We start from the raw sequence: 22,828 nt of genomic DNA on the forward strand, positions 1-22,828 counted from the left end.
AATTTAAAAATCATCTTCAATTTGAATACATTCATTAGGACAAACGTCCATACATACTTCACAATAACTACAGTCCTCAGGATTTTGAATTACAATTTTGTCTCCTTCAAGAACTAATACTTCCATAGGACAAACATCAGCACATTCTGCACAGTCTGCGCCGTCACATTTATCATAGTCTAAAATTACTTTTGACATAATTCTCTCCCCAATAATTTTTAAAATTTGCCCATTCTTGAATTTGGAAGTTCTTCCTCAATACGAATTAACTCATTAAGTTTAGCTATTCTTTCACCACCGATAGCTCCGGTCTTAATCATTGGAGAGTTAAAACCAACAGCCAAGTGAGCAATAGTTTCATCAGTAGTTTCACCGGATCTGTGGGAAACAACTGGTACAATACCATTTTCTTTTGCTAATTTTACAGTAGCATGAGTTTCAGATAATGAACCAATCTGATTAGGTTTGATAATAATAGCATTTGCAGCATTCATGTCAATACCTTTAGCTAAAAGTTCCTTGTTAGTTACAAACAAATCGTCTCCACAAATGAGACACTTGTCTCCAACCTTACTAGTTAACTGAGCAAATCCATCAAAGTCAGATTCATCAAATGGGTCTTCTACATAAAACATATTATAAGTATCAATAATATCTTTTACGAAATCTATTTGATCACCGGTATCTCTTTTGATACCATCTTGAGCATAAACATATTTTTGCTCATCAGCATCCCATAACTCGGATGCCGCCATATCCAAAGCAGGTCTGATTTCAAGTCCTAACTCATCACCAACCTCTTCACATGCTTGAGCTTGAATCTCTAAAGCATCAGCATTAGTGATATTAGGCACCCATCCACCTTCATCTCCTTTTCCACCAGTAAAAGCAGAATCTTTAGACTGGATTAATTCTTTTAATTTTTTGTGAATAGAAGCATTTGCAAAAATTCCTTCAACCATGTTGTTTGCTCCAATAGGAACAACAAGGAATTCCTGAATATCAGGAGCATTAACACCTGCATGAGCACCGCCATTCATCATGTTACCTAATGGGTACGGCAATTCATTTACCAGACTGCCTCCAAGGTATTGATATAACGGCATATTATAAGATGATGCAGCCGCTTTAGCAGTAGCCATAGAAATAGCAACAGTAGTATTGCCTCCAATAGCTGCCAAGTTATCGGTACCATCTATTTCTCTAAGCACTTCATCAATTGTCTTAATATCACATGCATCCATCCCAATAAGCTCTGAAGCGATTAAATCTTCCATTTCACTTACTACGAGATCGACCCCACCTTCTGGGAATGATACCACTTCTCTTGATCCTGTGCTCGCTCCACTTGGTGCAGCAGCTCTACCGTAACCACCCCAAGTTTTTACATCAACTTCAATGGTTGCGTTTCCTCTGCTGTCCAAAATCTTTCGAACTCGGACGTCTTCTATTATACTATCCAAAAAAACACCTCAGTGTCTATTCAATTTATTACCAATTAACCTATACTCTTAAAAAAATTAGTAAGTTTCTTTATAGAGTTATATTGGTATTTACTATTTTTTTTAAATAAATTATGAGAATAAATAAATAAAAAATATTTATTCATCCCTAATAACATCTAATGGTAAAACTCCAGCTTTGAGTTCTTCATAAGCTATATCAATTGGATCTAAGGAATCAGAAATTTCCACTAAAGGTCTTGCTCCCATAGATATTTGAATTGCTCTAGCTCCAAGAAGTCTAGCTTTTTCAAACCTTGTTAATTTTTTTTCAACATCCATGAATATTACTCCATTTTTAGGCATATATTTTACCAAGATTATATTTTATCAAAAAAATATCCCTACAAATTGTTTACTCCCAGGTTTCCACGTGGGAAATTAACATTCTTCTACAACAGTATCTAGTTAAACCTAAATCGTCTAAAACATCTTTAGACTTTTCACCAGCTGCAACTCTTTTATTGTATTCATCAAAGTAAGCTGATACAGGTTTTCCACAACTTAAGCATCTTATAGGAATCATTTATATCATCTTTTTTAATTTAAATAAAATATAAAATTACAGATGAATTTATCTGTAACTTTTTTGTTTACGAGCTCTTGCTCCAGGACCACCATATTTTTTAGGTTCTGAACGTCTTGGGTCACCTACTAACATGGTTCTGTCATATTGAGTGAATTTTTCTTTTAAATCCATATCTTGAGACCATTGTACGAGTCCTTTTGCAATTACCATACGTGCAGCTTCAGCTTGACCCATTACTCCTCCACCAATAACATGGATATTGATATCCACTTCATTAGCTAAGTCTCCAGCTAAAGTTAATGGTTCTTGTAATTTTAATTGAGCAAGCTCTGGAGAATAAAGTTCTAAAGGAACTTTGTTGATTCTTACTTTACCAGTTCCTTCACGAACAGTACCTCTTGCGATAGCTGTTTTACGTTTTCCACTAGTATGAATAACTTTAACCATAATTACACCTTACTCATCTAAAAGGTAGCTCCTAAAAGTTTGGAGATTTCTCCTAATTCGATACCTTTTTTAATATTTTTGTATTCTGCTTCAGGAACTGCGGTGAGTTCAGCATCAGCATATTCAGCAGGTACGCCAACGAAAGCTTTTAAACCTTTGAATGCTGTTTTACCTTTGGATTTTTTGAAAGGTAACATTCCTCTTACAGTTCTTCTAAATATGTCATCTGGTCTTCTAGGATATTTAGGACCTAAATCACGAGGGTTAGAGATACTTGCTCTGTCCACTCTTTGTTTGTATTTAGCATAAGCCCAATCTTTGTTACCAGTTAACATGATTTTTTCAGCATTAAGAATTACTACTTCTTCGCCTTCTAAGAGATTTTTACTAGTTACACTAGCTAATCTTCCTAAAACGCATCCTTCTCCGTCAATAATCATCATAACACACATCTCCTCTTATTCCATAATCCTGATGTTTGATCCTTTAGGATTACTTTCCATGATTTCTTCAATTGAGATGCATTCTCCACCAGCACTTTCGATTTTTTCTTGTGCTTTTGCTGAGAATTTTAATGCTACAACATCTACTTTGTTTTCTAAATCACCATTTGATAAAACTTTACCAGGTACTAAAACAGTTTCATCTGCTTCTGCATATCTAGCAATGTCTGATAAATTTACTTCAGCAGTTCTTCTGTTAGACCTTTCAAGTCTTTGTGCAACATCTTTCCAAATAGCTGCATCTTCATTTCTTGATTGTTCATAAAGTTTATTAATAAGTTCAATAAGGTTAGGATTTGTTTTTACTACTTTCTTAACCATTATTTACTTCCTCCTTCTTCACTAAATCTGATAAACTTATCCGCTTTTTCACCTAATACGTCACAAGCTTTTAATAAAACTTCTTTAGGAGGCATAGCACCATCAGTTTCGATTCTGAATATGAAATCATTTTCACGATATCCAACATTGATGTAGCCATTTTCAGAAGCTCTTACACAGCTTTTACACATGGCACAATCTTCGATATCTAAGATTTTGATTTTTTTAGATCTTCTATCTGATTTTAAAATACCTCTTGGACATGCTTGAGCACAATCATAATCGATTTCAACATCCTCATTGAAAGTGATTTCAGGATATTGTTTGTAAGCACATACAGTAGTTGGCATCCATTTAGCATGTTCTTTTCCGTATCCAACTTTTGCTACTGCTTCAATGTTGAGCTCTTCACCGTCTTTAAGTTTTACTAAAGGAATAGTGTCGTAAACTGGTTTAATTTTTGAGTCAGAAGATTTCAAATCTTTAGAATAAACTACTTTAGGTCCAACTTCATTCAAAGTGAACATGATTCCGTTTGAATACTCCTCCCAGTCATCATCTTCAGGTAATGACAATCCTTCAAGAGCATCTAAATCAGAAACTAAAGGAGTTAAACCAAGTCTATGAGCAAGCACCTCATTAAACATAGCAGAATCATTTCTGATAATATTAACATCTTCAATTGCTATTTTAGGTACGTTTACCATTGCACATCTTCTAATAGCATTAACAAAAGGCACTTCTGCATCACGGACAATGAAAATCATTTCATCATCGCTTTGACTTTTTACTTCTATCTCCATATTAAACCCTTCCGCTTATACTCTTCTTCCTCTTTTACCACCAGGTCTTCCAGTACCGTCGTGAGGAATAGGAGTGATATCTTCGATTTTTCCTATTTTAATTCCAGCTCTTGCTAAAGCACGGATAGTAGCTTGTGCACCAGGTCCTGGACTTCTAGGTCCATTTCCACCAGGAGCTCTAACTTTAATATGTAATCCAACAAATCCTTTTTCTTTAGCATCATCAGCGATTCTGGTTGCTGCAGCCATTGCTGCGAATGGTGAAGCTTGTTGTCTGTCTGCACGAACAACTTTTCCACCAGACCATTGTGAAATAGTTTCAGCACCAGTAATATCGGTTACAGTAATAATAGTGTTATTAAATGATGAGTAAATATTAGCTATACCCCATTTTTCATCTTTTGCCATAGTTACACCTTTTATTCTTCTGTATTAGCTTTATTATCCTTACCTTTGTTGTACTCTTCAATTTGTTTTGCTACAGGTGAAGAACGGTAGAAACCGATTTCATCTTCTTGACCATCTAATACTACATAACTTGGTGAGTTGATTTTCTTACCGTTTAAAGCTATGTGACCGTGTACAACAAACATTCTTGCTTCTTTAGGAGTACGAGCTAAACCTTTTTTATATACGATAGTTTGTAATCTTCTTCTTAAGATATCTTCAACGTTTAAGTCTAAAATATCTTCAAGAGCTGCACCTTCTGGCAAAACACCGGTTCTAGCTAAGTGTCCTAATAATTCTAATTTTTCTTTTACCATTTGATCAGTACCGAAACCAAGTAAGTATCTTGCTTCCCTACTGTATCTTCTGACTAAAGTATCAGCTTTCCAAATTTCTTTTTTGTTTTTTAAACCGTATTTAGTCATTAATTTATTTTCATTTTTAATTCTTTCCGCATTCCAAGGATGTGGTGGTGTATTATACTTTTTCCTTGATTTTCTAGGTTGTCCCATTAAAACATCTCCTTATAAAATTGAATTTAAATATTTTAATTTGCAAAAAAAAGCTCTTGCCTATCCTCTTGAACGTTTTACACCAACTGAAGAACTTTTTCTGAAAGTAGATTTGGTTCTTTGACCTCTAACAGGTAAACCAACTTCATGTCTTCTACCTTTGTAACTTCTGGTCTTTTTCATTCTGTTTAAATCATCTCTTAAAGTCATATCAAGATCAGATTCGATTAAGTGAATGTCGTCACCAGTTTCATAGTCTTCTCTTCTGTTTAACATCCAGGAAGGAATGCCAAAGTCGAGAGGATTTTCTAAAATTTCTTCAATTTTTAAAACATCTTCGTCAGCAATGTATCCAATTTTAGCATCTAAATCTAAGTCTAAAACACGACACATAGTTTTAGATAAAGAGATTCCAACACCTTTGATTTCAGTTAAAGCTTGTTCAATGGTTTTGTTACCACTAACGTCCTTTCTTGAAATACGTACTAAATGTTTGAATTCGTCTTCCATTAAATAACCTCCATTTATAGAGCGAACCTACGAGACGTAAAATATAGATTCGAATGTTTTGAATTTCAAAACACAGTTCTTTCAACAGTTATAAACTTAGCATATAAGCTAAGAGTGCAATAAATATCAGTTTAACAAGTATTTTTGTAATAAATCAAAAAAATATAGTTAAAAACTAATAAACGCCGAGACTGGGATTTGAACCCAGGAGGGCTGAACGCCCACGAGATTTCCAGTCTCGCGCCTTACCAGGCTAGACTATCTCGGCATTAAAATAGTTAGCAATACTTGCACATCATATTCTCTAGAACAATATGATAAAATAATATTTCTATGTTACACTATATAAAGGTTTGGATAAAAGCAGGATTTTCATTAAAATACCATGATTATATAAAATATTATATTTTCCAGTTAATAAAACTAAAAGGCAAAATATAATTTTAAGATATATGATATTATTATGTAGGTGATAGAATGGATAATTTAATTATATGGATCATCATTATAATTTTAGTGATTTTTGCAATCGTGACAATAGTACACATGTACAATAACTTAGTTGGACTCAGAAACCGTGTTCAAAACAGTTATGCACAAATTGATGTTCAGCTTAAGAGAAGAAACGATTTAATACCTAATCTTGTCGAAACAGTGAAAGGGTATGCAAGTCATGAGAAAGGAGTTCTTGAAGAAGTGACAAAAGCAAGAACCGGCGTTATGAATGCAACAAACATTGAAGAAGCAAGTGCTGCAGACAACCAACTGACTGGAGCTTTGAAAACATTGTTCGCAGTTGCTGAAAACTATCCTGACTTAAAAGCTAACAGCAACTTCCAGCAATTACAATCTGAATTAACAGATACCGAGGACAAAATCTCATACGCAAGACAATTCTACAATGATGTTGTTTTAAAATACAACAACGCTTGCCAAATGTTCCCAACAAGCATGTTAGCAAAACTGTTCAGATTTAAACAAGAATCATTTTACAAAGCACCTGAAGCAGAAACCGCAGTACCTGAAGTGAAATTTGATTAGAGGAAATTATATGAATGTTAAAAACGCATTTACTATAATTTTACTTTTTTTAATATTATTTTCCACAATATCAATAGTATCTGCAGATGATGACAGAAGCTATTCCATAACAGATGCGTTCGTTAACCTTACTGTCAACAGCACCGGCCTTCTCCATGTTGATGAACAGTACGACTACTCCTTTGACGGTAAATTCAATGGAGTCTATAGGGACATCCCACTAAAATCCGGGGAAAGCATAGAAAACATTAAGGTCCATGCGGATGGAGCGTATGCAGTCCTTCAGGAAAGCAACGACAATGGGTATAAGCATCTAAAGATTTACCTATACTCCGATGCGGCACATACCAAAGGAATCCATGACTGTAACGTGAAAGTCTATTTAAGTTATGATTTGAAAAACGTCGTAACCCTTTTCAATGATGTTGGAGGACTTCAATATAAACTTTGGGGAGACGAATGGGACGTTGGAGTTGGAAAGATTCATGCAAAAGTGAACTTGCCTGGAAAAACAGGAAATGAATATTTCCTTAATCCTCAAGAATTCAACGTAACCAGTGAATTGAAAGGAGACACCATTACTGCAGAGACAACCTCGATTCCAAAAGGGGATTTCTATGAATTGCTTGTCCTGATGCCAATAAGTGATTTTGATGATGCAACCAATGCGAAGCATGTGAACCAAAACGGCCGGGACATGATAATGAAAAACCTCAATGACAGTGTTAATGGACGTAACTTCTGGAACACATCTTATCTTATAATGGGACTGTTGTCCATATTAAGTCCAATTGGAGCAATTCTGACCTATTTGAGATATGGAAGAGAGCCAAAGGTCAACTATGATGGAATTTATGAAAGGGACCTTCCAACAAATGACCCTCCGGAGGTAATCAATGCATTGATTGAAGACAGAACTGATCTTGGAACCCCAAACATGAAGGGATTCGAAGCCTCAATCATGAATCTCATTGACAAAAAGGTATTTAAGCTGTTCACTGAAGAGGATGCAGACACAAGCATGAAGGATTTGATTTTGACATTCAATTATGAAAAATTATCTGAATTAAGCGAAAGTGAGAAAATAGTGTTCAAGACTCTGGAAAACTTTGCGCAGGACAATACCTTGAATCTTTCAACATTAAATTCAAAGTTGTCCTATGAGTTAAATGCCAAATGGTTCATGAGCCAACTTGAGGATTGGGAAGAAAGCGTTAAGAATCAGATAAACATTTCTGAATACTTTGATGATAGAGGTTCAACTGTAATATCTGCCATTTCAATAGGCGGACTTATATTTGGAGTCATTTTTGCAGCATTAGGTTTCATGACTGAACTTAAAAGTGGAATGTATGCAATTGCAGGAGGAATATTCCTAATCATATTTTCAATAGCAATAATGAGGCTTAATGAAGATATTTTTGGAAAATGGACTGAAAAAGGTAGAGTCTTCTATCTCAAATGGAGAAACTTTAAGAAATTCTTGAAAGACAATAGTTTAATTAACGAACACCCCCCAGAATCAATAGTTGTTTGGAGGAAGTACCTGATTTATGGTGCGGCTCTTGGAGTAGCCGATAAGGTCTATGAGAACATGAAACTCCAAGTTCCAAACTACCTGGATTATGATGATGACATTTTCATGTATCATTACTACGGAGGATACACAATGATGTATTCCGCATTCAGAACAGGTGAAAGTGCAGCAATGCCTTCATCCGACTCAGGTGGCTTCGGAGGCCTCGGAGGAGGATCTGGTGGTGGAGGTGGAGGAGCATTCTAGCTTCCCACTTCATTTAATTTTTAACATTATTGTGCAAGAATTCTCTGGCTTCTTTAAGTCGAAAAGGTTCAACAAAATCAGAACGGCAAACTAGCATATTTAGCATTGATTTTATAGGATTTAGTATTCCAGTTTGCTATTTTTCCTAAAGAATTCTTATAGCTAGTTGCATCAGCACAAACCCAATTTTTACCTATTAAAACCTGAGTCCAAACGTGACCTACAACATCCCCGTCACTGAACTTGCATACTCCGTGAACGTATCTTGCCTTAAATCCTGCAGTCCTAAACATGGAAACCAGCAAGTGAGAATGGTCGACACAGTTTCCCTTTTTAACCTTTAATGTGGTGACTGCACCATATTTGGTATCATAATAATAGCTATATGCTAAGGTATCCCTTACATAGTTGTAGATTACCCTGGCCTTATCCTCATTTGTTGTCAAACCTTTGGTTAGGGACTTTACCAATTTCTTAATCTTTTTAGTTCCAACCTTACAATGGCTGGATGACTTGATATATGCCTTGAGATAAGAAATGGAATTCTTCTGGTTAATTCCATTTTTAAATAATGAAAGTGTCACCTTCACGGATTGAGAGGACAAGCTGGAAAGGTAATTATTGTTTCCATCAAATTTAAACGAAACCTTATAGGTTCCCAATGCGACACTTGTCTTGAATGTTGCATAACCCTCAGAGGAAGTTTTTGCACTGTAAGTTGCACCGTCTATTGTCAGCTTTACAGTTTGGCCAGAAATTGGCTTTCCATTAGAATCTGTCAATAGAATCTTGAAAGTTTGCAGATTATCCTTGAATGAAGTTCCGCTTTTCCAGCTCAATTTGGAAGCGCTTCTTTTAAATACATCTATATCAAAGGACCCGGATGTTCCATAAACATAAGAGTCATTGCCTGTTTGATAATCAACAGAATAATTTCCGACATTCATATTAATTGGCAGATATGCAAAACCGTTATAATCTGTAGTTTTAGTATAAGTCTTGCCGTTGACATTCAAGGAGACTGCCTTTTTCACCAGAGGAACACCTCCCGCTGTGTACTTGACTTTTAGAGAAGTTCCTGCACCATAACCAAAACTGGTGATTCCATTAGGAGCCAGTTTAGTATTTTTCTTGCTCAATATGGTTACATAATTTGTTGAAGTTGCCTTTTTAAAGAATTTATTTCCCCCATAGACATATTGAACTTTATAAAGTCCTTTATCCAATGAAGGCAATTGAAGGTAAACCATTCCATTAGAGTCAGTTGTCCTTGAGTAGGTAACTCCATTAATATTAATTTTAATTGTCTTTCCTGACTTTGAGTAATCCCCTAATGCTGTGGATAATTTCACTTTTATTTGCTTGGACTGATTTGTATAGAATGTATACATATTGGTTGTTAGTCCAGTGGAAGCTTTTCTTTTGAAAACCTTGATAGTGTAAGTCTTAGAAAGCCCATCCTTATTATAGCAAATTACTTTATATGTGCCCTTTTTAAGATCTTTAACATTAAGGTTCACTATTCCCCAGGAATTTGTCTTATACTTCTTGGTTTTTCCCTTGAACTTAATCTTGACATACTTTTTGGATAACGGATTGCCGTTACTTTTGAAAAATTTTACTGTGAACTTCCTGCTGTCTCCCTTAACCTTATTAAGATTACTGGAGCTGACTGTTGAGAGAATCTTGAATGAGGTAGTTAGCTTGTATCCAGTGATTGGATCTTTGGAAACAATCTTATAGGTGCCTGGTTTTAAATTGACATCTAAACTTAAAACACCCTTACCATTGGTTTTTTTAGTGTAAGATTTTCCATTAACACTCACAACAACATTACGATTAGCTAATGGGTTTCCATGGCTGTCATAAAATGTGGCCGTGTATTTTGTAGCTCCTTTATAATATTTTGTAATGTCACTTGCCTTAATTGTTGGCAAAATGGAAAATGAGGAAGTGAAATTACTTGACCCATAATCACAATCCCCTTCAAAATAAGCGGCAATATCATATTTGCCTGGATCTAATTTTAAGTTGACAATAGCAACTCCGTCGTTGTCAGTTGTGGCCGTATAATTAACATTATTTATTGTAAAAATGATTGTCTTATTAAACAAGGCGGTATTTGAATTTGAATCCTTTAAAACTACTTTGTAATCACCATGGTAGTAAACTTTTGATGATTGTGAAGACAGTTCCGTAGCGTTAGTTTCCCCATCTTGAGGCAAATCGTCTGAATCATCTGATAACACATCTTTATTATCCAATCCGACTTCATCAAAACCGGATGCATCACCTAAAGAAATATTATTATCACAAACAGTTACCACAGCAGTTGAATTAATATCCTGCGCTTGAATTGCACTAATTGAAAAAATAAGAATTAATCCTAAAAATATAGTGAAAACAAAATTTCTGTTTAAAATAAATTTTTCCTCCTTGCCTAATGTTCATTTAATATTTAAATAAAATTATAAATATAAACCTTTAGGTAATGGAAATCAAAAACATTACTTCCAGAATCTTGGATAGGTGTCCGGTTTCATGAATACCTTAGAGACATTAACTGCAAAACCTGAATCAGCTTCAAGAATCTCATTAGAAGTCAATAAAGAATTTCCAGCTGCAACCAATTCACCTTTCATGGTTTCAATTGCCACTATGTCATTCTTTTGGATGCTGTCAGCCAACTCGACAATTCCACCGTTAGCAAGGTCTGCACCGTGACATACCGCATCTACAGCGGAGTCTTTAATAATTATTTTTGGCAAGTAATCTGCAGCCCTTTCCATAGGCATTATTGCATCGCGTAAAAATGATTCGTCACCATCCTCTTTCCAGAAATGATATGCATCAGTCACATCCTGCAAGGTTACCAGTTTATTCTTTTCATTGAAAGAACCAACCTGTGTTCTTCTAAGTTCCGCCATATGAGCCCCTACGCCCAACGCTTCACCTATATTGTGACAATAGGTTCTAACATAAGTTCCAGCTTCACAACCTATTCTGAAAAGCACATCCCTACCTTCAATTTCATAAATTGTGGAATAATAAATGTTACGAGTTCTAAGCTCACGTTTTACTGCGGACTTGACCGGAGGCAATTGAAAAATTTTACCGGTAAATTCAGCGAACACTTCACGAATTTTGTCCTCTTCCACATCCTGATGGAATGTTAAAAGACAAACATACTCCTTAGGAGCAGTTAACAATAATTGAATAGCACGAGTAGCATCATTAAGCCCAACCGGCAGGATACCTGTTACCTTAGGGTCCAATGTTCCACCGTGACCGGATTTTTCTAAGTTTAAAATACGTTTAACCCAAGAGTCTATTTCATGTGATGTTGGTCCGGAAGGCTTATCCAAATTGATAACACCTTTTGAGATATAATCATTAATTTCACGATCTTCTGGCTTGCAACCAAATTCAGAACTAGTAAAACTTTGAGATTTTTTAACCATATTGAATTTCATGAAAAAGACCTTTTAAAAAAATAGTAAATAAAAAAAGTTATGAATAATTTTTTTTAATTATTCATTTAAATTTATAAGTCAGCTAAAGCTGCTTTGATAGATTCTGCATCACCGGAAACATCGATGGAGTCTTCGGTTGGTTCTAAGTGAGCGATGTTACATCTTCTGTTTTTTACAGCTTCACCAATTACTTCAACATAGTTTTCATCGATAATTTCAACGATTGCGCATTTTTCGCCTGCTTCTCTACCAGCAGTTTTAACACATACTCTACCTACTTCGATTGATGCCATTTATATCACCTTTAATGTTTGAATAATGATTTCTGATACACTTTCAGGATCAAAAGTGTCAGTGTTTATAATTAAATCATAGATATCCATATTGGAAATATCAATATTATGGATTTCCATGTATCTTAAGGCTTCGCTTTTTTCACGAACAATGATTTCGTCTTTAGCCACATCAACAGACTTCTCTTCCCTTTCGGATATTCTTTTTGAGCGAACATCAAATGGAGTTACTAACCAAAGTCTTAAATCAGCATTGTCAACAAAGTATGCTGAAAGTCTTCCTTCAATTATGAGATTTTCTGCTTCCTTAGCTTTTTGAGCTTGCCTTCTGTCAATTTCTTTATCAATATCATCATTACCTTCAGCAAATTCACTGAATTCAAGAACACTCATTCCTTTTTCAGCAGCCATTTCCCTAAAAACAAATCCTGCAGAAATATATGGAATATCTAACTTTTCACTGAGCAATTCAGCGGTGGTTGTTGTTCCGGTCCCAGCTAATCCACCGATAGTAATTATCATTATTTTCTAGCCTCGTTTTTGAAATGTTTACGAGCACAGCTTGAACATAAGTACCCACCATATGGACGGTTAGGTCTTTTAGCTGTTTTGGATAATTTTCCTATTTCATATGGACGTCCACGAGGAACTCCATGTAAGACTGCACCACATTCAGCACAAACATGCTTAGATGGTTTTTTCTTTTTATATCTTAAAACATTTTCCCCACCGGGAGTGTTTTTGTGAACTCTTTTATATGATCTTGATCTAAACCTATTTGCAGGCATTTAATCACCTTAATTAATTTTTTAATAAATTATATAATAATTGTGTAATAGCGTATTCAAAATAGAATACTACAATATATCTTTTTCATTATTAATAAATGTATGTAAAAAGGGTTGAATTAGAACCCTTGTTTAAATCCTAAGAATTTTCTTAATATCTGACTCATACCGAAAGTACAAATCATATACCATAATAACCAACCGATACCATAAGGGATAGTCGCCTTACCACCATAAATGACACTACCAATAGCATGCCATACCGGTGTTAAAGTAACCCAATAAACAGATGGAGGCAATAACACAACCAAATTACTAATTGTAGAAGTCCTCATCCAGAAGAATATCAAAATAATTGGAACGAATGTTACAATCATTGGTTTGAATTGATTGGACATCATTTTACTTTGGTCTTGCATCATTTCAGTTTGTCTAGCTTGAAGTTCTGCAATTTTTTTACCGTCACCTTTCTTCTGAGCTTCACGTAACTCACTGGTTAACTTTTTGCTTCTAGCCTGAATTTCATTCATCTCATCTTGGTCGACTAAATATTTATTTGCAATAGTTGTGATTAATGAAACAATAAATGCAATAATCAATACAGTTAAAGCAGGATTAGTTGGATTTGGATCCAAAGCTAAAATAGGATTGAAAACTGTATTTAATGCTTGATAAATCACTCCAAATGGATCAGCCATAATTATACCCCTATAAGTTTAATACATTTACTAATTTTTTAACTGAAGAATCTAAATGATTGTCATGATTTGCAACAATTTTAACAGTAGCGCCAGTTAAAGTAGCGTAAGCCATTGAGGTAGCTCTGTTCATTTGTTGGTGTAAATCAATCTCTTTCACTTTTTGAACATCTCTTTCACGAGTATCATCATTTAATCTTCTGTAAATAATCTCATCAGGATTTGCTTCAATTAAAACAAAAAGATCTGGTTGTAATTGTTCTAAAACCCAAATTGGAAGTCCTGGTAAGAATCCTGCAGGAGTGTTGATTGTACAATGAGTATCTACAATAACATTGTCCTTTTCAGATCTTGCTTTGATTTCTTTAGCTGCTTTAGCTTGAATTTCTTTTTGTGTTTCAGCAGGTAATTTTCTTAAAGCGTCCCTATCATCTACAATTTCTTCTTTAATTGCAATTTCAGTCATTATGTCTCCATAATTTAAGTGGACATAATCAACTTCGTCTAATGCTTTTCCAAGTAATGTTGTACTTCCAGAACCTGGAATACCAGTTAATACTACTAATTTCATTTTAATCCCTCACTTTATTAAAAGAGAAAAAGGAGAAAATTAATCTCCTCCTAAAACTTTCCTAAGAACTGGATTTGCGGACATGAGTTGTTCTTCAGCCATTTCTTCGTATAACTTGTGAAGAATACCTACAGTAAGCAATACACCAGTACCTCCACCTAACGCACCGGTTAAATCTGCAAGGAAAGCAATAAGACCTACATAGATACCACTGATAATGGTAAGTGCAGGAATATATTTTTTCAAAATCTTATATAATTGACGTTTACTACTTCTAAAACCAGGTATTTGAATACCGGATTTGTAAAGTTGCTCTGAAATCTTTTTAGCATTTAAACCACTGATTTCAACCCATAAGTATGAGAATAACATACAACATGCAATAAAGAATATTGCATAGATTAAAACATGTATTGGTTCAGTGACAAAATTCTGCAAGGTAGGTGTTGTTAACAACCATGCGATACCATCAACAGCTTTACCTTTTTCCATGTGACCTAAAATCGGGACCCCGATTTTTTGGAAAACGTTTGCAAATAAAGTAACGTTAACAAGCAATGCACTTGTCAAAATTACAGGCATGTTACTTGAGTATACAAATTTCAATGGGTATTTACCTACAGATCCTCTGATTCTTCCGTGACCTCTTACACTACCATGAGAAATAGGAATTTCCACTCTCATAGATTCACCATAAAGAACAACTAAGAATACAATAATAGTTGCAAACAATGGGATTAAGATTGATAAGTCAGGAGTACCAGCTGCGATTTGTTGGATAAATTTAGGAATAATACCTGCAAGGAATCCATTTGTACCAGGTAAAATACTGAATGTACCTACCATAATAGCTTGACATACACCAGCAGCAATGAATAAACCAATACCACTACTGAATCCCCATTTTGAAACAACTTCATCAAGGTAGATAATTACTAATGCACCAAGAACAAGTTGTCCGATTAATATTAATGTGTATGAACCATCAATAGGGACTAAATTTCCAGTAAGCACCAAAACACTTGCTTCGAATACTGTAAACACAATTGATAATACTTTTTGTGTAGCTTGGAAATGAGATTTATCCTTATGGGATGAAAGATCCAAATCTAAAAGATTTGAACCAACTAATAATTGTAAAACAATAGAAGCGGTAACGATAGGACCAATTCCTAAAGTAAGAATTGAACCAAAACTTCCAGCCATAACTGCTCTTAATTGAGCAAAACTGTCAATAGCTCCAGGAGCTAAACCATATAATGGAATTTGAGTTAAAAAGAAATATAATACTAAAACAAGAGCAGTCCATTTAAGTTTTTCATTAAAATCTTCTCTGTGAACAGGAGATTTTACTTCAGGAATAACTTTAAATATTGGCTCTAAAACTTCTAATGATGACATTTTATCCCCTGAGGAAGGAATAAAGCTATAATAATATAGCTTCTCCTCCTAATTCTTCAATTTTTTCAATAGCAGATGCTGAGAATTGAGGTGCTGAAATTTTGTAAGCTTTAGTTATTTTTCCTTTAGCTAAAACTTTGTCATAACCTAATTCTGTAACATCGATGACAATTGCATCTCCATCTTTGGATGCTTTTCCACTTGCGATTAAATCATCAGCATGTTCTTCTAAGTAATTCAAGTTAACAGCATTGATTTTTTTAATCATTTTTTGAGGTCTTTTGAAACCATGTTTACCAAAGTGGTCAGGATCGTGGATTACAGTCCAGGTCCAGTGTTGTTTACCCATACCTGCTTTACCTTTTCCACCTTTGTTACCTGCACCTCTACGTTTTTTGGTACATCCTCCACCGTTGGATCTAGAACCTCTTTGTTTATTGATTTTACGTTTTGTTCTAATCATAATATACACCTGAGTTTAAAGCATTCTTTTTGCAAGATCTTTAATTTCTTCTCCCCTGTAACCTAAAGATCCACCTTCTTTAACAGATAAACGGATATCTTCGTAACCTTTTCTTGGAGGGTGTAAACGGAATACAGGTTTAATACCTACATCAGCTAATTTAACTTTACCATCAACTAAAGCTTTAGCTAATTCTTCAATATTGTTATAATCAGAATTTTCAGCAACATACTCATCAGTAACTTTTACATTACCAGGGAGTCTTCCTCTTTTAGCAATCATTGCTGCAACAGTTTCAGCGTCGATTTCTCCCCAGGTGATGTAATCCTTAGCTTTTTGAAGCATACCTTCGTAACTAGGATTTTCTTCTACTAATACTGCATGGCTAATTCTGTTAAGTCTTAACATGTCTAAGGTGTCAGCAATATTTTTGATAACACCAGTAGTTCCTCTAACTCTAATAACTAAAAACATGATATCACCATTTAGTAGTTAACTCCCATTTTTTTGAGATCTTCTTTGCTTGCTTTAACGTTACTTAATTCTTTTAAAGCATCAAATACAGCATTAGCAAAGTTAACAGTGGTTTGAGTTTGTCCGAAAGTTTGAGACCATACATCGTGGATACCAGCAAGTTTTAAGATAGTTTTACCTACATCTCCAACTACTAAACCTACACCTGCAGGAGCTGGCATTAAAGTAACACTTACACTACTGGTTTTACCTTGTACTTTGAAAGGTACAGTGTGTTCTCTTCCACAAACACAACCCCAATCTCCACAACCTCTTCTTACTTTAATAAGGTTGTATTTAGCGTTGTCTACAGCTTTTCTAATAGCAGGACCGACCTCTTTAGCTTTACCTTGACCTAATCCTACATAACCATTTTTGTTACCTACAGCAACAATTACTCTGAAATTAACTTTTCTACCAGATTTATGCATCCTTTGAACTAAGTTAACATCCATTACTTCTTCTTCTAAATCTGGAATTAAGGCATCAACTATTTCTAATTCCATAATTGGAAGACCTTTTTCAAAGATTTCATCGATATCAGTAATGGTTCCATCTTTAACTAATTTACCCATTTTAGTTTTAGGTTCCCATTCATCAATATTAAAACTCATAGTTATTCCTCTGCCTCATCAATATTCTTAATAGTTTCATCAAAGTTTTCAGGTAAATCTTTAGGATTAAGACCTCTTTCAAAGTACTTTGAGAATTTTTTAGCTACTTCTTCAGCATCTAAAGATTCAGCATAATTAGCAACGTGTTCTCCTCTAATACGTTCATCTTCTGGGAAAATGAAGTCACCGTGAGGAATTTCTAAACCAGCATCAACAGCACCTTTTAATGCTGCGAAGATTTTAGAACCTTTAATTGGTGATTTTAAACCAATGTCTAAAATTGCGTTTTCAACACCAGCTGCTAAAGCTCTTTTAGCACATAAGTATGCAGTTAAGTAGAATGCGGAAATATTTCCAGTAGCACCTAAGTAACCGTAATTAGCTAATTGTTTACTTACTGCTGAAGCTACAGTGATATCTCCTTCAGGAGCGTAATCAATAACTTGAACAGTTGCATGAGCGTTAGAAACTCTGACAACTAAACGAGATTTGTCGTAGTCGACTAAGTTCATTCTAGCTTTGTAATCAGTTTTTCCTTGTCTTCTTCTTCTGAAAGCTACTTTATAGTTAGTTCCTTGTGCCATGCTTATTCATCTCCTTTAATTAAATCATGGTCACGGGCATAGTTTCTCATGTAAGATTTACTTCTGAATGCGCCACCCTTAGCCATTTTGTATAATTTACGGTAGGTTGTAGCATCGATAACTTCTTCTTCACGCATTTCTTTAAGATCTTTTCTTAAAGCTCTGATGGTGGTCATCCAAGCTTTTTTCTTAGGAGTACGTGCTTTTTTAGCTCCTTTTATACTACCTCTACCTTTTCTTTTTCCTTTTGCTTTTTGTTCTTTAATTTTTTTAGACCTGTAGCTACTAATACCTTTTTGAGGTTTTGCTTTAATAGCTCCATCGTTAATTAACTGCTTTACTCCTTCTCTAGTAATCGCCATAGAGACTTCTTCTAATCTTTCTGGATCAATCCATACACGATTAAGCCCTACTTTGAGTATACTAGCAGCTAATCTTTTTTGAGTTGTAAGATTCATGTATATAATCCTCCATTTAGATAAATTATCTAAATTCCCTTTTTAATTTAGCAGTTAAATCAATTCAAATAAAAGCCCCGGAATTGATTCAACTTATAAATATGATTTATTTGTTTAATACTTTAATTCCGAGCTCAGATGCTTTTTCTAACATCATAGCTTTTTTCCTTTTACCAATAGAAGCGCTTATTCTTGCAGCATCAGTTGCTGGGTCTAAGTCTTCTAACTCTTGCATATTGTGAACAAGAACATCATTGTACCCTGAAGGGTGTAAGTCCCTTATAGCTCTAGGGGTTCTGTAACCAATAGCTGGCATGTCAGGTTTTCCTGCTTCATATCTTCTCATTTTACTGGTTTTACCTCTAGGGCGTCTCCATTTGATTCCAAGTTTTTTATAACGAGCATATTCTTGTCTTTTAAATCTTTTATTAGCCATTCAAATCACCAATTTATTCTTTGCTAGTTAAGTATATTCCGTCTTGGAATACTCTAGGATCTCTTCCTTTAATTTTAGTTGCTTGTTCTAAGTTAGCCATGGTTTGACCAACATGTTCCTTATTAATACCGGTAATTGTTACCTCATCACCTTTAACTGCTACTTTTGCAGATCCTACAATTTTAGCAGTTCTTGGGTGTCTTTCCCCGAGGAAGTTGTCAATTACTACTGTATCGTTTTGAACTTTCACAGTCATTGGAAAGTGAGCAAATACAATTTTCATATGATATTCAAAACCATCGGTTACACCGGTTAACATATTGTTAATGTGTGCTTTTGTGGTTCCGATCATTGCTTTGTCTTTCTTTTTAGGAAATGCTGTTTCTAAAACAACAACATCATTTTCTTCTTTAATACTTACATTAGGATAAGTAAATTTTCTGGAGTCTTCTCCATTAGGTCCTTTTACAGAAACCTCATTATTTTCAATTATAACTTCAACGCCTTCAGGGATTTCAATTTCTTCCCTTATAGCTGCAGCTACTACCATTTTATCACCTAATACATGTAAGCCAACAAACGTCCACCAATTCCTCTTTCTTTAGCCTCATAGTGAGTCATAATTCCTTCAGGAGTTGTGACGATTAATATACCGAAATTTTTTGCTGGCAAATATCTTTTTTCAAATTTCTCAAATTCATCTTTCTTAACAGCATGACGAGGTTTAATAACACCACATTTGTTGATGTTACCTTCTAATTCTACTATGAATTTTCCTGCCCTGTTGTCATCAATATATTCAAAATTACCAATATAATTCTCTTTTTGCATAGTGCTTAAAACTTGTCCAATTAATTTGGAAGCAGGAGAAATAACACAAGAATCGTTCACTTGTAATTCGTTATTTCTAATGTTAGTTAAAGCATCAGCGAGAGGATCCATAAGACTCATATTTATAACCTCTAATTATATTTTTTAAATCCAATTTTAGGAGCGATTTCCCTAAAACATTGTCTGCATAAATTTAAACCATATCTACTAATCATAGCGGAGTGGTCACCACAACGACTACATTTTTTAGCAGCTTTTCCGTATTTTCTTGGCAAAACAATCACCTTATTCAGTTACATAATTTACTTTGAAATTTTCTTCCATGAATTTCATAGTTTCTTCTTTAGAAATTCTATGTTTTTGAGGAACTTTCTTTTGTTGTATTTTTCTTTTAGCAATTCTGTATCCTGGTTTTTCAAAAGTAACAGAAACGTTCATACCGAAAATACCAATATCAGGATTATATCTCATACCTGGGATATCGATATGTTCTCTAATACCGAAAGAAAGGTTTCCTTGAGCATCAAATTGAGTAGGTCTAATATTTCTATTAATACCTTCTAATACCATTTCGATAGCTTTTTCTGCTTTTTCTCCACGTAAAGTTAATTTACATGCGATTGGTTGTCTTTTTCTAATTCCCCATTCTGGGTTAGTAACTTTAGAGAAAGTTTTTACAGGAGTTTGATCGAACATTTCTTCTAAAAGAGTAATAGCACGAGATAATTTTTCACCTGCTTCACCAACACCGATACTAACAGTAGCTTTTTCGATACGTACTTCGTTCATTGGGTTCATTTATTAACCTCCAATAAAGATATTGTTGGTGCATCTTTACCAACTACAAAAGCATAATCTTTTAAAGTTAAGAATTCATCTTTTGAACTATTTTCGATAATAATAGTATTCGGATTAGAAGATTTATTTTCAATAATTTCAGATACGGTACCTAATTCACCGGTGTGTTTACCACCAGTAACAAGAACGGTAGCTCCTTCTTCTAAAGGATATACTTCAACAATTTCTTGTTCAGGTACTTTTAAACAAATTACATCTCCAACGGAGTATGCATCTTCATCAATGATAACGTTTTTACCATCGTGAAGGTTTAATTGAGTTTTTCCACCTTTAATGGTAGATTTATTAACAATTTTAGATAATTTAGCACTGCCATCTTCAATTAAATCTAATTGTAATCTTCCTTTTCTATCTAAAAGAACTCTATAAGCTTCACCAGTTTTTGGGATTTCTACAATATCCATGAATCCAACTGGGAATTTATAATCTTTAACAACTCTTCCATCTACTAAAACGTTACCGGAGTTGATAATCCTTTTAGCTTCTCTTGCGTTGTCAGCTAATTTTAATACATCTCTAATAACTAAAGTTAATGGAATAGCTTTATCAATGGAGTGAGAACCTGCGGAAGGTTTTACAGTCCATGTGTCTTCTTTAGGATGAATAGGCCAAGATTTTGGTGCTTTATATCTTTTAAGATGTTTTCTAGATCCCATTTTAGCCATATTAATTATCTCCTTTATTTTTAATTCTTCTATCGTCGCTTAAATCTGCATCAATAATCATTACGTTAGATGGATCTACTGGGAGGAATGTGGAAGTTCCGTCAGGTTTAGCTAAAGTAACTTCTTCAATAGTTACTTTGTAATTAGTGTAATCTACAGTGAGAACTTCACCTTCATGTTCTTTAAAGTCTCCACGGAGAACTCTAACTTTATCTCCAGCTCTGATAGGTAATGATTTTTTACCTACTTTTTCTCTTAAATCTTTACTTAAAGAAGCACTTAGATATTTTCCACGTGCGTGAGCAGGAGCATTATAACGAGCTTTTCTTTGTTTTCTTGGTTGAATTGACATTTTTTCACCTTATACTAAAATACTTGCTGCACTACCAACACTAGGCCATCTGTCAGCTGCTTCTTTAGCAACAGGACCTCTAATTTCTGATCCTTTTAATACTCCTTCAGGAGTAATAATAACTGCAGCATTATCTTCAAATTTAACACGAAGACCATCAGCACGTCTATATTCCTTTTTTTGTCTTACTACTACTGCATTAACAACTTCTCTTCTCATGTCAGCAGTTCCTTTTTTAACTGATGCAACAACTAAATCTCCAACACCAGCAACGTCGAGTCTTCTTCTTACACCTTTGAATCCTTTTACGGAAATGATTTCGATTTCACGAGCACCAGTATTGTCAACACATTGGAGTCTTGCTCCAATAGGTAATGCTTTAGTCATGCTTGAGGTTAATGGTTTCATAATAATTACTCTCCTTTAACTTCAACTAAAACAAAATGTTTAGTTTTACTTAATGGTCTACATTCTGCAACTTTCACAGAATCACCAACATTCACATTTAAGCAATCAGGTTTGTGAACATTGATTTTAGATTTCCTCTTTTCGTATCTTTCATATTTTTTAATGAATTTATAGTAACTACGTTCAACAGTAATAGTCCTTTCTGCTTTGTTACTTACAACAACACCTTCAAGAACTTGACCTCTTACAGGCAAGGTTCCGTGGAAAGGGCAGTTAGGATCATCACATGTAGTTTCTGGTTCTTGAACGTTAAGCCCAACCATATTATCACCATTTATATTTTTTTAAATCTTTTTTTTATTCTATCTTCAGGACGAATAGACAAAATATTACCATCAACTTCTATTTTTTCCCCGTTAGGAATTTCAAAGACAAATATAGAACCTTTTTTAGGAATAACCCTTTCTATATTGTCATTTCCTTCAATTTTAATGGTATTTTTTGTCTCATCAATTATAGTTCCTTTTAAATTAAGAGATTCATTCTTATTACTTGTTACATGAACATTCAAACCGATGAATTCATGATGAACTAAGTTTTTTGATGTAATCATAATCCCAATCTCTTAATGTAACATTTACAATAAATTATGCAGTAAAATTACAAAATTATTGAAAAACATATCGAATAGATGAATTACCTTCTTTTCTTATTGTTCTTCTTAGATTCACGAATCTCAATAGTGTCGGAAGAGAAACCCATATCAGATAAAACTTGTTTCACTTTAACTTTGTGATCACCTTGAAGTTCTATTTGACCGTTTTTAGCTGTTCCTCCACAAGCACATTTTGCTTTGAGAGTTTTAGTGAGCTCTTTAATATCAATATCGTGTTCATCTATACCTTCGATAATAGTCATGAGTTTTCCGAATCTTCTTCTAACTGTAAAAACTTTTAGAGTTTGAACTTCACGTGCAATTTCTTCACAAACACAAAGTTCTTCAGGAAGCCCACATACATCACAG

General features: G+C 34.4%; 37 protein-coding genes and 1 tRNA gene. 2 read left to right on the forward strand and 36 right to left on the reverse strand.

Annotated elements, in window-relative coordinates:
* Nucleotides 1-3: 3 nt before the first annotated feature.
* From ILA26_RS09310 to ILA26_RS09365, 12 genes are all read right to left on the reverse strand, one after another.
* Nucleotides 4-198, reverse strand: a complete 195-nt coding sequence (locus tag ILA26_RS09310) for a 4Fe-4S binding protein (protein ID WP_292896618.1) — start codon at nt 196-198, stop codon at nt 4-6.
* 20 nt (nt 199-218) lie between these two features.
* A complete protein-coding gene (gene eno / locus ILA26_RS09315; protein WP_292896620.1) occupies nt 219-1,463 on the reverse strand; it encodes a phosphopyruvate hydratase in 1,245 nt (414 codons plus the stop codon).
* A gap of 138 nt (nt 1,464-1,601) precedes the next feature.
* Entirely contained in the window at nt 1,602-1,784 is a 183-nt protein-coding gene (locus tag ILA26_RS09320) for a DNA-directed RNA polymerase subunit K (RefSeq protein WP_292896622.1), read from the reverse strand.
* Nucleotides 1,785-1,857: 73 nt separating this feature from the next.
* On the reverse strand, nt 1,858-2,028 hold the full coding sequence (locus ILA26_RS09325) for a DNA-directed RNA polymerase subunit N (RefSeq protein WP_042694539.1): 171 nt from the start codon (nt 2,026-2,028) through the stop codon (nt 1,858-1,860).
* Nucleotides 2,029-2,076: 48 nt separating this feature from the next.
* Entirely contained in the window at nt 2,077-2,478 is a 402-nt protein-coding gene (locus ILA26_RS09330; protein ID WP_292896624.1) for a 30S ribosomal protein S9, read from the reverse strand.
* 17 nt (nt 2,479-2,495) lie between these two features.
* The gene (locus ILA26_RS09335) at nt 2,496-2,918 is read right to left on the reverse strand and encodes a 50S ribosomal protein L13 (protein ID WP_292896682.1); all 423 of its coding nucleotides are present in this window, start codon (nt 2,916-2,918) and stop codon (nt 2,496-2,498) included.
* Nucleotides 2,919-2,936: 18 nt separating this feature from the next.
* Nucleotides 2,937-3,302, reverse strand: a complete 366-nt coding sequence (locus ILA26_RS09340; protein WP_292896626.1) for a 50S ribosomal protein L18e — start codon at nt 3,300-3,302, stop codon at nt 2,937-2,939.
* Nucleotides 3,302-4,105: a DNA-directed RNA polymerase subunit D gene (locus tag ILA26_RS09345; protein ID WP_292896628.1), complete on the reverse strand. Its 804-nt coding sequence runs from the start codon at nt 4,103-4,105 to the stop codon at nt 3,302-3,304. The genes ILA26_RS09340 and ILA26_RS09345 overlap by 1 nt, the downstream gene beginning before the upstream one ends.
* A gap of 15 nt (nt 4,106-4,120) precedes the next feature.
* On the reverse strand, nt 4,121-4,513 hold the full coding sequence (locus tag ILA26_RS09350) for a 30S ribosomal protein S11 (RefSeq protein ID WP_069574667.1): 393 nt from the start codon (nt 4,511-4,513) through the stop codon (nt 4,121-4,123).
* Nucleotides 4,514-4,524: 11 nt separating this feature from the next.
* Nucleotides 4,525-5,064, reverse strand: a complete 540-nt coding sequence (locus tag ILA26_RS09355; protein ID WP_292896630.1) for a 30S ribosomal protein S4 — start codon at nt 5,062-5,064, stop codon at nt 4,525-4,527.
* A gap of 60 nt (nt 5,065-5,124) precedes the next feature.
* A complete protein-coding gene (locus tag ILA26_RS09360) occupies nt 5,125-5,574 on the reverse strand; it encodes a 30S ribosomal protein S13 (protein ID WP_292896632.1) in 450 nt (149 codons plus the stop codon).
* Between the two features lie 183 nt (nt 5,575-5,757).
* Nucleotides 5,758-5,842, reverse strand: a tRNA-Ser gene (locus tag ILA26_RS09365).
* A 209-nt stretch (nt 5,843-6,051) separates the two neighbouring features.
* On the opposite strand from ILA26_RS09365, the gene ILA26_RS09370 reads away from it, so the two are divergent.
* Together ILA26_RS09370 and ILA26_RS09375 are read left to right on the forward strand one after the other, a co-directional pair.
* Nucleotides 6,052-6,615, forward strand: coding sequence for a LemA family protein (locus ILA26_RS09370; RefSeq protein WP_292896634.1), 564 nt, complete (start codon nt 6,052-6,054; stop codon nt 6,613-6,615).
* A 10-nt stretch (nt 6,616-6,625) separates the two neighbouring features.
* Complete coding sequence (locus tag ILA26_RS09375; RefSeq protein ID WP_292896636.1) at nt 6,626-8,398, forward strand: DUF2207 domain-containing protein; 1,773 nt, start codon at nt 6,626-6,628, stop codon at nt 8,396-8,398.
* 77 nt (nt 8,399-8,475) lie between these two features.
* Here ILA26_RS09375 and ILA26_RS09380 read toward each other — a convergent pair whose 3' ends face one another.
* The 24 genes from ILA26_RS09380 to yciH all read right to left on the reverse strand — a co-directional run.
* The gene (locus ILA26_RS09380; protein WP_292896638.1) at nt 8,476-10,725 is read right to left on the reverse strand and encodes a transglutaminase domain-containing protein; all 2,250 of its coding nucleotides are present in this window, start codon (nt 10,723-10,725) and stop codon (nt 8,476-8,478) included.
* A 180-nt stretch (nt 10,726-10,905) separates the two neighbouring features.
* A complete protein-coding gene (locus tag ILA26_RS09385) occupies nt 10,906-11,871 on the reverse strand; it encodes an RNA-guided pseudouridylation complex pseudouridine synthase subunit Cbf5 (RefSeq protein ID WP_292896640.1) in 966 nt (321 codons plus the stop codon).
* Nucleotides 11,872-11,942: 71 nt separating this feature from the next.
* Nucleotides 11,943-12,164: a 50S ribosomal protein L14e gene (locus ILA26_RS09390; protein WP_292896642.1), complete on the reverse strand. Its 222-nt coding sequence runs from the start codon at nt 12,162-12,164 to the stop codon at nt 11,943-11,945.
* Entirely contained in the window at nt 12,165-12,686 is a 522-nt protein-coding gene (gene cmk / locus ILA26_RS09395) for a (d)CMP kinase (protein WP_292896644.1), read from the reverse strand.
* The gene (locus ILA26_RS09400; protein ID WP_292896646.1) at nt 12,686-12,952 is read right to left on the reverse strand and encodes a 50S ribosomal protein L34e; all 267 of its coding nucleotides are present in this window, start codon (nt 12,950-12,952) and stop codon (nt 12,686-12,688) included. Before ILA26_RS09400 ends, cmk begins: the two co-directional genes overlap by 1 nt.
* A gap of 119 nt (nt 12,953-13,071) precedes the next feature.
* Nucleotides 13,072-13,650 (reverse strand): EMC3/TMCO1 family protein, encoded by a 579-nt coding sequence (locus ILA26_RS09405; RefSeq protein ID WP_292896648.1) that lies wholly within the window; start codon nt 13,648-13,650, stop codon nt 13,072-13,074.
* 10 nt (nt 13,651-13,660) lie between these two features.
* Nucleotides 13,661-14,221, reverse strand: coding sequence for an adenylate kinase (locus ILA26_RS09410; protein WP_292896650.1), 561 nt, complete (start codon nt 14,219-14,221; stop codon nt 13,661-13,663).
* Nucleotides 14,222-14,260: 39 nt separating this feature from the next.
* Entirely contained in the window at nt 14,261-15,622 is a 1,362-nt protein-coding gene (secY, locus tag ILA26_RS09415) for a preprotein translocase subunit SecY (protein WP_292896652.1), read from the reverse strand.
* Nucleotides 15,623-15,647: 25 nt separating this feature from the next.
* Complete coding sequence (locus ILA26_RS09420; RefSeq protein WP_292896654.1) at nt 15,648-16,085, reverse strand: uL15 family ribosomal protein; 438 nt, start codon at nt 16,083-16,085, stop codon at nt 15,648-15,650.
* A 15-nt stretch (nt 16,086-16,100) separates the two neighbouring features.
* A complete protein-coding gene (locus tag ILA26_RS09425; protein WP_292896656.1) occupies nt 16,101-16,559 on the reverse strand; it encodes a 50S ribosomal protein L30 in 459 nt (152 codons plus the stop codon).
* Between the two features lie 11 nt (nt 16,560-16,570).
* A complete protein-coding gene (rpsE, locus tag ILA26_RS09430; protein WP_292896658.1) occupies nt 16,571-17,212 on the reverse strand; it encodes a 30S ribosomal protein S5 in 642 nt (213 codons plus the stop codon).
* A 2-nt stretch (nt 17,213-17,214) separates the two neighbouring features.
* A complete protein-coding gene (locus ILA26_RS09435) occupies nt 17,215-17,796 on the reverse strand; it encodes a 50S ribosomal protein L18 (protein ID WP_292896660.1) in 582 nt (193 codons plus the stop codon).
* A gap of 2 nt (nt 17,797-17,798) precedes the next feature.
* Nucleotides 17,799-18,254 (reverse strand): 50S ribosomal protein L19e, encoded by a 456-nt coding sequence (locus ILA26_RS09440; protein ID WP_292896662.1) that lies wholly within the window; start codon nt 18,252-18,254, stop codon nt 17,799-17,801.
* A gap of 106 nt (nt 18,255-18,360) precedes the next feature.
* Nucleotides 18,361-18,690 (reverse strand): 50S ribosomal protein L32e, encoded by a 330-nt coding sequence (locus ILA26_RS09445; protein WP_292803171.1) that lies wholly within the window; start codon nt 18,688-18,690, stop codon nt 18,361-18,363.
* A 13-nt stretch (nt 18,691-18,703) separates the two neighbouring features.
* The gene (locus ILA26_RS09450; protein ID WP_292896664.1) at nt 18,704-19,240 is read right to left on the reverse strand and encodes a 50S ribosomal protein L6; all 537 of its coding nucleotides are present in this window, start codon (nt 19,238-19,240) and stop codon (nt 18,704-18,706) included.
* 8 nt (nt 19,241-19,248) lie between these two features.
* Nucleotides 19,249-19,641 (reverse strand): 30S ribosomal protein S8, encoded by a 393-nt coding sequence (locus ILA26_RS09455; protein WP_067043675.1) that lies wholly within the window; start codon nt 19,639-19,641, stop codon nt 19,249-19,251.
* 11 nt (nt 19,642-19,652) lie between these two features.
* Nucleotides 19,653-19,805 carry a 30S ribosomal protein S14 gene (locus ILA26_RS09460; RefSeq protein WP_292896667.1) on the reverse strand — a complete coding sequence of 51 codons (153 nt, stop codon included), beginning with the start codon at nt 19,803-19,805 and terminating at the stop codon, nt 19,653-19,655.
* Nucleotide 19,806: 1 nt separating this feature from the next.
* On the reverse strand, nt 19,807-20,319 hold the full coding sequence (locus ILA26_RS09465; RefSeq protein ID WP_292896669.1) for a 50S ribosomal protein L5: 513 nt from the start codon (nt 20,317-20,319) through the stop codon (nt 19,807-19,809).
* Nucleotides 20,316-21,044, reverse strand: a complete 729-nt coding sequence (locus tag ILA26_RS09470; protein WP_292896671.1) for a 30S ribosomal protein S4e — start codon at nt 21,042-21,044, stop codon at nt 20,316-20,318. Before ILA26_RS09470 ends, ILA26_RS09465 begins: the two co-directional genes overlap by 4 nt.
* A gap of 1 nt (nt 21,045) precedes the next feature.
* Entirely contained in the window at nt 21,046-21,396 is a 351-nt protein-coding gene (gene rplX, locus ILA26_RS09475; RefSeq protein ID WP_292896673.1) for a 50S ribosomal protein L24, read from the reverse strand.
* 9 nt (nt 21,397-21,405) lie between these two features.
* Nucleotides 21,406-21,804 carry a 50S ribosomal protein L14 gene (locus ILA26_RS09480; protein WP_292896675.1) on the reverse strand — a complete coding sequence of 133 codons (399 nt, stop codon included), beginning with the start codon at nt 21,802-21,804 and terminating at the stop codon, nt 21,406-21,408.
* Nucleotides 21,805-21,809: 5 nt separating this feature from the next.
* The gene (locus tag ILA26_RS09485; protein WP_292784702.1) at nt 21,810-22,127 is read right to left on the reverse strand and encodes a 30S ribosomal protein S17; all 318 of its coding nucleotides are present in this window, start codon (nt 22,125-22,127) and stop codon (nt 21,810-21,812) included.
* A gap of 11 nt (nt 22,128-22,138) precedes the next feature.
* On the reverse strand, nt 22,139-22,417 hold the full coding sequence (gene rnp1, locus ILA26_RS09490; protein WP_292896677.1) for a ribonuclease P protein component 1: 279 nt from the start codon (nt 22,415-22,417) through the stop codon (nt 22,139-22,141).
* An 83-nt stretch (nt 22,418-22,500) separates the two neighbouring features.
* The coding region (gene yciH, locus ILA26_RS09495; RefSeq protein WP_292896679.1) for a stress response translation initiation inhibitor YciH at nt 22,501-22,828 on the reverse strand (328 nt) is incomplete at its 5' end.

The sequence above is a fragment of the Methanobrevibacter sp. genome, assembly GCF_017940815.1.
Lineage (GTDB): Archaea > Methanobacteriota > Methanobacteria > Methanobacteriales > Methanobacteriaceae > Methanocatella.

Coding starts and splice junctions, on each gene's coding strand:
- secY (WP_292896652.1), bottom strand. CDS start 15,622: ATGTCATCATTAGAAGTTTTAGAGCCAATATTTAAAGTTATTCCTGAA.
- ILA26_RS09330 (WP_292896624.1), bottom strand. CDS start 2,478: ATGGTTAAAGTTATTCATACTAGTGGAAAACGTAAAACAGCTATCGCA.
- ILA26_RS09320 (WP_292896622.1), bottom strand. CDS start 1,784: ATGGATGTTGAAAAAAAATTAACAAGGTTTGAAAAAGCTAGACTTCTT.
- ILA26_RS09420 (WP_292896654.1), bottom strand. CDS start 16,085: ATGATTAGAACAAAACGTAAAATCAATAAACAAAGAGGTTCTAGATCC.
- rnp1 (WP_292896677.1), bottom strand. CDS start 22,417: ATGATTACATCAAAAAACTTAGTTCATCATGAATTCATCGGTTTGAAT.
- ILA26_RS09360 (WP_292896632.1), bottom strand. CDS start 5,574: ATGGAAGACGAATTCAAACATTTAGTACGTATTTCAAGAAAGGACGTT.
- ILA26_RS09435 (WP_292896660.1), bottom strand. CDS start 17,796: ATGGCACAAGGAACTAACTATAAAGTAGCTTTCAGAAGAAGAAGACAA.
- cmk (WP_292896644.1), bottom strand. CDS start 12,686: ATGATAATTACTATCGGTGGATTAGCTGGGACCGGAACAACAACCACC.
- ILA26_RS09410 (WP_292896650.1), bottom strand. CDS start 14,221: ATGAAATTAGTAGTATTAACTGGTATTCCAGGTTCTGGAAGTACAACA.
- ILA26_RS09325 (WP_042694539.1), bottom strand. CDS start 2,028: ATGATTCCTATAAGATGCTTAAGTTGTGGAAAACCTGTATCAGCTTAC.
- ILA26_RS09455 (WP_067043675.1), bottom strand. CDS start 19,641: ATGAGTCTTATGGATCCTCTCGCTGATGCTTTAACTAACATTAGAAAT.
- ILA26_RS09480 (WP_292896675.1), bottom strand. CDS start 21,804: ATGAAACCATTAACCTCAAGCATGACTAAAGCATTACCTATTGGAGCA.
- rplX (WP_292896673.1), bottom strand. CDS start 21,396: ATGTCAATTCAACCAAGAAAACAAAGAAAAGCTCGTTATAATGCTCCT.
- ILA26_RS09350 (WP_069574667.1), bottom strand. CDS start 4,513: ATGGCAAAAGATGAAAAATGGGGTATAGCTAATATTTACTCATCATTT.
- ILA26_RS09340 (WP_292896626.1), bottom strand. CDS start 3,302: ATGGTTAAGAAAGTAGTAAAAACAAATCCTAACCTTATTGAACTTATT.
- ILA26_RS09425 (WP_292896656.1), bottom strand. CDS start 16,559: ATGTTTTTAGTTATTAGAGTTAGAGGAACTACTGGTGTTATCAAAAAT.
- ILA26_RS09405 (WP_292896648.1), bottom strand. CDS start 13,650: ATGGCTGATCCATTTGGAGTGATTTATCAAGCATTAAATACAGTTTTC.
- ILA26_RS09310 (WP_292896618.1), bottom strand. CDS start 198: ATGTCAAAAGTAATTTTAGACTATGATAAATGTGACGGCGCAGACTGT.
- ILA26_RS09470 (WP_292896671.1), bottom strand. CDS start 21,044: ATGGCTAAAATGGGATCTAGAAAACATCTTAAAAGATATAAAGCACCA.
- ILA26_RS09485 (WP_292784702.1), bottom strand. CDS start 22,127: ATGGTTGGGCTTAACGTTCAAGAACCAGAAACTACATGTGATGATCCT.
- ILA26_RS09375 (WP_292896636.1), top strand. CDS start 6,626: ATGAATGTTAAAAACGCATTTACTATAATTTTACTTTTTTTAATATTA.
- ILA26_RS09450 (WP_292896664.1), bottom strand. CDS start 19,240: ATGGTAGTAGCTGCAGCTATAAGGGAAGAAATTGAAATCCCTGAAGGC.
- ILA26_RS09370 (WP_292896634.1), top strand. CDS start 6,052: ATGGATAATTTAATTATATGGATCATCATTATAATTTTAGTGATTTTT.
- ILA26_RS09400 (WP_292896646.1), bottom strand. CDS start 12,952: ATGCCTGCAAATAGGTTTAGATCAAGATCATATAAAAGAGTTCACAAA.
- ILA26_RS09345 (WP_292896628.1), bottom strand. CDS start 4,105: ATGGAGATAGAAGTAAAAAGTCAAAGCGATGATGAAATGATTTTCATT.
- ILA26_RS09465 (WP_292896669.1), bottom strand. CDS start 20,319: ATGAACCCAATGAACGAAGTACGTATCGAAAAAGCTACTGTTAGTATC.
- rpsE (WP_292896658.1), bottom strand. CDS start 17,212: ATGAGTTTTAATATTGATGAATGGGAACCTAAAACTAAAATGGGTAAA.
- ILA26_RS09335 (WP_292896682.1), bottom strand. CDS start 2,918: ATGATTATTGACGGAGAAGGATGCGTTTTAGGAAGATTAGCTAGTGTA.
- ILA26_RS09355 (WP_292896630.1), bottom strand. CDS start 5,064: ATGGGACAACCTAGAAAATCAAGGAAAAAGTATAATACACCACCACAT.
- ILA26_RS09385 (WP_292896640.1), bottom strand. CDS start 11,871: ATGAAATTCAATATGGTTAAAAAATCTCAAAGTTTTACTAGTTCTGAA.
- ILA26_RS09440 (WP_292896662.1), bottom strand. CDS start 18,254: ATGAATCTTACAACTCAAAAAAGATTAGCTGCTAGTATACTCAAAGTA.
- ILA26_RS09445 (WP_292803171.1), bottom strand. CDS start 18,690: ATGGCTAATAAAAGATTTAAAAGACAAGAATATGCTCGTTATAAAAAA.
- ILA26_RS09390 (WP_292896642.1), bottom strand. CDS start 12,164: ATGGCATCAATCGAAGTAGGTAGAGTATGTGTTAAAACTGCTGGTAGA.